Raw genomic sequence first — 6,406 nt, 5'->3', positions numbered from 1 at the left:
CGCCGGCGCCGGCGCGCCGCCGGCCGGCGGTCCCGTCTCGTCGGGGCCCATCGTCCCGCCCGGTCCGGGGGGCGCGGCCCCGGCCGCCGGCGTCCCCGCGCCGCTGACGGTCGACGAGGAGGCGTTCGCCGCGGTGATGGTCGACCTCGACGCCCTGGTCGGCCTCGGGGGCGTCAAGCGCGAGATCCATCGCACCGGCCAGCTCCTGCGGATGCGCGCCATGCGCCAGGCCGCCGGGCTGAAGGTCGCCGACGTCTCGCTGCACCTCGTCTTCTGCGGCGGTCCCGGTACCGGCAAGACGACCGTCGCGCGGCTCTACGGCCGGCTGTACAGGGCGCTCGGGCTGCTGGCCACCGACCGCCTCGTCGAGGTCGACCGCTCCGGCCTCGTCACCGGGTACGTCGGGCAGACCGCCAAGCGCGTCAACGAGGTCGTCGACTCCGCGCTGGACGGGGTGCTCTTCGTCGACGAGGCCTACGCGCTGGCGGGCGGGGGCAAGAACGACTTCGACGGGGAGGCGATCGCGGCCCTGCTGAAGCGGATGGAGGACGACCGTCACCGGCTCGCGGTCATCTGCGCCGGCTACACGGTCGAGATGGAGGCGTTCCTGGCCTCCAACTCCGGCCTGGCCGGCCGCTTCGCGGAGACGATCCAGTTCGACGACTACGGCCCGGAGGAGCTGCTGGCGATCCTCGAGCGCTTCTGCGGCGGCAGCGACTACGACCTCGAGCCCGACGCGCGCGTGCGGGCCGGGGAGGTCCTCGCCGCCTGGCACGACGCCCGCGACGCGACCTTCGCCAACGCCCGCACCGTCCGCAACCTCTTCGACGACCTGATCGCCGCCCAGGCCGACCGGCTGCTGACGCCGGGGACGACGCCCGACGCCGTCGCGATGCGTGCGCTGACGGCGGCGGACGTCGACGTCGCCGCGCGGTAGGGCCCCGGGGGCCGGCGCGGGGTGGTCGCGGGTGCGCGATCGGGAGGGCGAGCCGGCCGATCCCTGCTCAGCCCCCGTTGCGCAGCCCGACGCTCGTGTCGATCCGGGTCGTGCGCGTCCCGCCGGCCGAGACGACGATCGAGATCGCGATGTTGCGGGCGTCGGCCGCGTTCGCGGCGTCCAGGCGGAAGAGCGGGCGGGAGTCGTCGTTCGCGAGACCCTGGGCGATCACGGTCTGGTGACGCCAGCCCGCCTGGCGCGAGGGGCAGCTGGGCTCGGGGATCCGGTTGTCCGGCTGCGGGTTGTAGAGCTCGTCGTACCAGAGGGTCCCGGTGCCGCTCGTATCGAGGCAGTAGCGCACGGCGTGCGGGTTGCCGGTCCGCGCGCCGTCGCCGGGCCAGTCCGTCGTGCTGACGACGAGGTCGTTGCCGCCGTTGCGCAGCAGCACGACCGGGCTGGCGTACGAGCCCGCCGCGGAGCTGTTGCGCAGCGTGCGGACGATGCGGTCCGTGCGGCTGCGGGCCTCCTGTGCTGCGTCGGTCAGGCGGTCGTTCGTCGCGGCCCCGGCGGTGAAGCCCTCGGCGATCAGCAGCGAGGCACCGAGGACGATGATCGCGAGCGTCATCGTGACCAGCAGCTCGATCAGGCTGAACCCCGCGTCGACGGCGATTCGACGGGAGAGGCGTCGGTCAGCGCTCATGGGGCGCGATCTGCATGTAGGTGTTGGGGACGGTGGCGACCGTCGCGCGGGTCGTGACCGCGGCGATCTGCGACGCGCCGTAGACGACGGCGGGTCCGTAGCCGGAGAGCTGCGGGAGGAGCCCGGTCACGAGGGACTGCGCCTTCGCGGTGGTGTTCGTCGCGTTCAGGACGTTCGTCAGCGTGCAGGTGAGCCCGCCGAAGAGGGAGCCCAGGCCCAGGACGTTCCCGAGGAGCTGCGGGTCGACGGCGCAGAGGTCCAGGTTCGGCTGCGGCAGGCCCACCGTCCCGCCGCCGTCGACGAAGACCGCGCCGGTGACCTTCGCGCGGGAGCCGATCGTCACGACCTCGCGCAGCCGCTTGGCGGGCGCCTGGCGGTTCAGTGCCAGGAGGACGCCCGTGTAGCTCGCGTTCGCCGCGACCTTGATGCCGCCTTGGCCGACGATCACGATCCGCTGGGTCTGGGTCGGGACGGTGCACTGTCCCGACCCGTCCCCGACCTTCTCGACGTAGACGACCGCGGTGGCCGCGGCCCCGGACGGGATGCAGGGCGCGCCGGCGGCGACCTGCGCGACCGACGTGTTCGTGGTCGTCGCCTGACGGACGAGGTCGTCGAGGTCGCGCGCGCGGAGGGCGGTCGGCGCGCCGTACTGCTGGACCTTCGTCCCCAGCAGGGCGCTCTGGAGCAGCGGGATCGTGCTGACCGCCGCACTCGCGCTCGTCGTGCAGAGCGACGGGAGCAGCCCGCAGCGGATGCCCAGCTTGCCCCCCTGGATCAGCTTGTCATTCGTCACGAGCAGGTCGACGAACGGTCCGAGCAGGGCGCCGGTGAGCAACGAGTTCAGCGTGACGGAGAGGTCGCCGGCGAACGAGAGCTGGCCGGCGATCGCCGCGTAGCCCGTCGGCAGCGGGCTGACCGTCCCGACCTGCACGAGGCGGGCCATCGCCTGCCGCCGGCCGCCGACCGTCGCCTGGGCGCGGATCCACATCCTGCCGTTCCCGTTGGCGTCCCACGCCGGCTGGGTCAGGGCGTCGTCCGACCAGGTCACCTGGTGGGTGCCGCTCAGGCCGTCGTCGCAGAGGTGGACCTCCCACGCGGCGCCGTCGTCGTAGTCGCCGTCGGTGTAGGACGACGCGAGGATCGCCCGGATGCGTTCGGGCACCGTGACGGGGTCGGCGGGTGCGTCGAGCCCGCCCTCTGCCATCGGAAGGGCGCAGGTCGCCGTCGTCCGAGCGGGCCAGCCGTCGGCGAGCACCGCGGCCGTGGCGTTCGCGGTGCCCTCGGCGAGGTTGAACGTCGACTCCGAGACCCGCTGGCGGCCGGACTCCCGCGCCTGGGTGTCGACGACGCTGAGCATCGCCAGCCCGAGCGCCAGGGTGATCATGAGGAGGGCCATCGTGGGCACGAGCACCCAGCCGTCCTCGGCGCGGGGGCGGGCGGCGGCCGTCCTCGGGTGGCCGACGGCCGGCGGCCGGGCGGGGAACACGGGTCGCGGGCCGCGGCTCCCGACGGTCCTCACGTCGTCGCTCCGGCGGACGGGACGAGCGTCGTCTGCTCGATGACGTAGGGCGCCGACGCATCCCCCCAGCTGACCCGGACGCGCACGCGTCGCATCGCGTCGGCGGAGGCACGGGTGCCCGGGTCGACGATGACGGGTCGCTCGCCGCAGACGTCGATCCCGGCGCTCCCGCCGGCGACGTGGAGCACGGCGTTGACCGCGCCGTCCTTCGCCAGCAGCGGCGCGAGCATCGTGTTCGTCGACCCCACGGGTCCGAGGAGCGCGCAGACGGTGCCCGCGAGGCTGCCGCCGACGCAGAGGTCCGCCGCGACGAGCAGCCGCACCTGGACGCCGATCGCCGGGTCGTCCTCCAGGCGGGCGGAACAGCCGCCGGAGGTCACGACGGGACCGGTCGGCGTGGTGCCGGCCGTGCAGAACGACGCGTCGACGACCGGGACGCCGTCGCCTGGCCGCGCCAGGGAGCAGACCGTGGCCCGCACCCGGAACGTCGTGCGTCCCCGCAGCGTCCACGAGCCGTCTGACCCCGTCGGGGTGGTGCCGCGCGCGCCGTCGGGGTCGACCCCGGTCCGCAGGACCTCGCCGATCGTGGCGGGCGTCAGCTCGATGGGATCCGTCGTGGCCGCGCGCTCGACGACGTCGCGTGCGAGCCCGACCGCGGCGTCCCGCGTGAGGGTGCGCGCGGTGCTCTCGTTGCCCTGGTCCAGCATGTTGAGCACGCCGAAGAGCCCGATGAGCAGCAGCAGCATCGCGACCATCACCTCGACGAGGGTGAAGCCGTCCTCGGGCCCGGCGGACCGGATCGTGGGTGTGCGGGGCGGAGGCACCCTCATCCATCGGCCTCTCGCGCGCACGAGACGACCCGGGCTCGTCGGACATCCGAGCCAAAAGGGCCGGAGGTCGCGAGCGCCGCGGGGTCGGGTCCCGGCCGCGGCTGGGGCCGCGGCCCGGCGGGTAGCGTCCCCCCATGGCGAAGAAGGAGGAGACGACGATCGAGGTCGCCGGCCGGGAGCTGCGCCTCTCGAGCCCGAGCAAGGTCGTCTTCCCCGCGCGTGCGGACCGGGACGACGGGCTCGGTCCCGAGACGGCGATCACGAAGCTCGACCTGGCCGAGTACTACGTCGCCGTCGGCGAGCCCCGCGGCGACGACGCGGTGGGGCCGTGCGTGCTGCACCTGCACGAGCGTCCCGGCGCGCTGAAGCGGTTCATGAACGGCATCACGAAGGAGCCGTTCTTCCAGAAGCGGATCCCGGAGACCTCGCCGGACTGGCTGCAGACCGCGACCGTCACGTTCCCGAGCGGCCGGTCCGCGCGTGAGCTCGTCATCAACGACGCAGCACACCTGATCTGGGCGGTCCAGCTCGGGACGATCGACTTCAACCCGTGGCCCGTCCGCCGCGCCGACCTCGACCATCCCGATGAGCTGCGGATCGACCTGGACCCGCAGCCCGACGTCGGCTGGGACGAGGTCCGCGCCGTGGCGCTGACCGTCAAGGACGTCCTGGACGAGCACGACCTGATCGGCTGGCCGAAGACCTCGGGATCGCGCGGCATCCACGTCAACGTGCGGATCCACCCCGAGCAGGACTTCACCGGGGTGCGCCGCGCGGCGCTGGCCCTCGCCCGCGAGGTCGAGCGGCGGATGCCCGGCCGCGCGACGTCGAAGTGGTGGAAGGAGGAGCGCGAGGGCGTCTTCCTCGACTACAACCAGAACGCGCGCGACCGGACCGTCGCGTCGGCGTGGTCCGTGCGCCCGACGCCCGAGGGCCGCGTCTCGATGCCGCTGACGTGGGACCAGGTCCCCGACGCCGAGCTGGGCGACTTCACCCTGGCGACCGTCCCGGCGCTCCTGGACGAGCACGGCGACCCGCACGCCGACATCGACGCGCACCCCGGGTCGCTGGCGGGCCTGCTCGACCTGGCCCGCCGCGACGAGGAGGGCGGCCTGGGCGACGCGCCGTGGCCGCCGAACTTCGCCAAGGGCGAGAACGAGCCCAAGCGCGTGGCACCGAGCCGGGCGAAGAAGACGCCGGACTGAGTTGACGCGCGTGCACCGGGGCGTGTAGGTTCGCGGCCGTCGTCGACCCCGTACGCGGGTGTCGGTCGCGCGCCATCCCGAACCGGAGTCGTCCCCATGTCCCGATCACCCGTCCGCGGTCTCCTCGCCGCGGCGTTCGCCACCGCCGGCCTCGCACTGGGGGTCTCGTCGACCGCATCGGCCGCGACGGGCCCGCCGAACGAGAGCTTCGTCTCGGCGTTCCTCGTCTCGCAGGTCGCGCCGGACCTCGACCCGATCGGCGCGAACGACCCCTCGTGCCGGCCGTCCGCGGCCCATCCCCGGCCCGTCGTCCTCGTCCACGGGACGTTCGAGAACCGCTACGACAACTGGGCGTCGCTGTCGCCGAAGCTCCGCCGGGCCGGCTACTGCGTCTTCGCGCTGGACTACGGCGTCGACCGCACCAGCGTGCTCGGCCTGCCGCCGGCGGTGAAGGGCACGGGCGACCTCCGTGCGTCGGCGAAGGAGCTCGCGACGTTCGTGGACCGCGTGCGGTCCTCGACCGGGGCGGCGAAGGTCGACCTCGTCGGGCACTCCCAGGGCGGCCTCCTCGCCCGCCAGTACCTGCGGTTCGAGGGCGGGGCGTCGAAGGTCGCGCGGGTCGTCACGCTCGGCGCCACCCACCACGGGACGACGCTGCTCGGCATCGGCACGCTCGGCCGCACGTTCGAGGCGTTCGGCGCCCTGGCCGGCGCCCAGCTCGTCACCGGGCCCGGAGCGATCCAACAGGTCAAGGGCTCGGACTTCCTGGCGACGCTGAACGCCGGCGGCGACACGCTCCCGGGCATCGACTACACCGCCATCGCGACGAAGTACGACGAGGTCTCGACGCCCTACCAGGCGACGTTCCTGACGGCCGGGCCCGGCGCGACGGTCCGCAACATCACGATCCAGGACGGTTGCGCGATCGACTTCGACGACCACCTGTCGATGACCTACAGCCCGCGTGCCCAGGCCTACGTCCTGCGGGCGCTCGGGTCGAACGTCCCGGTGCCGTGCGTGCCGCGGGCGCCGCTGCTCTAGGGGCTGGCCCCTCCGTCGGGCACCCCGTCGTGGGGTGTCCGGCAGCGTCCGGCGCGCGGTGCCCGCAGCGGCCGCGCCGCGATCCGCGGGCCGCAACCCGCCGGCCGCGACTCACCGGCTGCGTCTCACCGGCCGCGCCGCGACCCGCCGACGGGCACCGGCGGCGCGGCGGGC

General features: G+C 74.1%; 6 protein-coding genes. 3 read left to right on the top strand and 3 right to left on the bottom strand.

What is annotated here, in order from left to right; translation table 11 throughout:
* A partial coding sequence (locus Q7T67_RS18300; protein ID WP_304793165.1) for an AAA family ATPase occupies positions 1–937 on the top strand: 937 nt, incomplete at its 5' end.
* A gap of 67 nt (positions 938–1,004) precedes the next feature.
* Here Q7T67_RS18300 and Q7T67_RS18295 read toward each other — a convergent pair.
* The 3 genes from Q7T67_RS18295 to Q7T67_RS18285 all read right to left on the bottom strand — a co-directional run bounded on the left by Q7T67_RS18295 (position 1,005) and on the right by Q7T67_RS18285 (position 3,986).
* Positions 1,005–1,637, bottom strand: coding sequence for a PilW family protein (locus tag Q7T67_RS18295; protein WP_304793164.1), 633 nt, complete (start codon positions 1,635–1,637; stop codon positions 1,005–1,007).
* Positions 1,627–3,048 carry a hypothetical protein gene (locus Q7T67_RS18290; RefSeq protein WP_304793161.1) on the bottom strand — a complete coding sequence of 474 codons (1,422 nt, stop codon included), beginning with the start codon at positions 3,046–3,048 and terminating at the stop codon, positions 1,627–1,629. The genes Q7T67_RS18295 and Q7T67_RS18290 overlap by 11 nt, the downstream gene beginning before the upstream one ends.
* A gap of 104 nt (positions 3,049–3,152) precedes the next feature.
* Positions 3,153–3,986: a prepilin-type N-terminal cleavage/methylation domain-containing protein gene (locus Q7T67_RS18285; RefSeq protein WP_304793159.1), complete on the bottom strand. Its 834-nt coding sequence runs from the start codon at positions 3,984–3,986 to the stop codon at positions 3,153–3,155.
* A 134-nt stretch (positions 3,987–4,120) separates the two neighbouring features.
* Between Q7T67_RS18285 and Q7T67_RS18280 the strand changes: the two genes are divergently transcribed.
* Together Q7T67_RS18280 and Q7T67_RS18275 are read left to right on the top strand one after the other, a co-directional pair.
* On the top strand, positions 4,121–5,191 hold the full coding sequence (locus Q7T67_RS18280; RefSeq protein WP_304793157.1) for a DNA polymerase domain-containing protein: 1,071 nt from the start codon (positions 4,121–4,123) through the stop codon (positions 5,189–5,191).
* Between the two features lie 96 nt (positions 5,192–5,287).
* Positions 5,288–6,232 (top strand): triacylglycerol lipase, encoded by a 945-nt coding sequence (locus Q7T67_RS18275; RefSeq protein WP_304793155.1) that lies wholly within the window; start codon positions 5,288–5,290, stop codon positions 6,230–6,232.
* Positions 6,233–6,406 lie beyond the last annotated feature (174 nt).

Origin of the sequence: Patulibacter sp. (genome assembly GCF_030655195.1) — a bacterium.
Taxonomy (GTDB): Bacteria; Actinomycetota; Thermoleophilia; order Solirubrobacterales; family Solirubrobacteraceae; genus Patulibacter.
The sequence above is the reverse complement of the archived record's forward strand: the minus strand, read 5'-3'. Positions and strand labels throughout refer to the sequence as shown.

Bases quoted from the DNA above. Each gene is read 5' to 3' on its own strand.
- Q7T67_RS18285 (WP_304793159.1), bottom strand. From the start codon at position 3,986: ATGAGGGTGCCTCCGCCCCGCACACCCACGATCCGGTCCGCCGGGCCC.
- Q7T67_RS18280 (WP_304793157.1), top strand. From the start codon at position 4,121: ATGGCGAAGAAGGAGGAGACGACGATCGAGGTCGCCGGCCGGGAGCTG.
- Q7T67_RS18275 (WP_304793155.1), top strand. From the start codon at position 5,288: ATGTCCCGATCACCCGTCCGCGGTCTCCTCGCCGCGGCGTTCGCCACC.
- Q7T67_RS18295 (WP_304793164.1), bottom strand. From the start codon at position 1,637: ATGAGCGCTGACCGACGCCTCTCCCGTCGAATCGCCGTCGACGCGGGG.